General features: G+C 61.8%; 1 protein-coding gene. It reads right to left on the bottom strand.

Annotation, left to right across the window (positions count from 1 at the left end; all coding sequences use genetic code 11):
- Positions 1–14: 14 nt before the first annotated feature.
- Positions 15–620, bottom strand: a 606-nt coding sequence (locus tag U4Y90_RS35975) for an MFS transporter (protein WP_321801904.1), incomplete at its 5' end; no start/stop codon positions are given.

Here is a 620-nt window from a genome sequence, read left to right as displayed (position 1 = left end):
TATGAGAGTAGTGTTCAGACCCGGCGATAGACGGGCATCTTTCGACTCACCGATAACGCAATGGCGGCGGCGATCAGTGCAACGATAGCCATCAATATGAGCGCGGCGGTGTAGCTACCGGTTCGATCCTTGGTCAGGCCGAGCAGATAGGGTCCTGCAAAGCCGCCCAGATTGCCGACAGCGCCGATCCACGCGATGCTGGCCGCTGCGGCGGATCCCGAGAGCAGTTCCGTGTTGATGGCCCAGAACGCGGGCAGTGCGCCAAATACGCCGAAGGCCACGAGGCAGAAGAAAATGAGTTTCGCGGCGGGATCGTCGGACAGGCTGGCGCCGACGAGGGAGGCGGCGGCGATGAGCGCGGGCAACGCAATGTTCCAGCGGCGTTCCCGGGTGCGGTCGGAGCGGCGCGCCCAGAACACCAGACTGGCGGAGCCGATCACATAGGGAATGGCCGTGACGAAGCCCGTCTGCGCATTGCTCAAGCCGAAGGATTTAACGATCTGCGGCAAGAAGAAGCCTACACCGTAGATCGTCAGAAAGAAGCCGAAGGCCATGGTGGCGAGCGTCCAGACTCGTTTGTCGCTAAAGACTTGCGCGATGGGGATGTTGTGGTCCTCGCG

Origin of the sequence: Caballeronia sp. J97, from assembly GCF_905220305.1 — a bacterium.
GTDB lineage: Bacteria > Pseudomonadota > Gammaproteobacteria > Burkholderiales > Burkholderiaceae > Caballeronia.
This window is presented reverse-complemented; position numbering and strand designations above follow the sequence as displayed.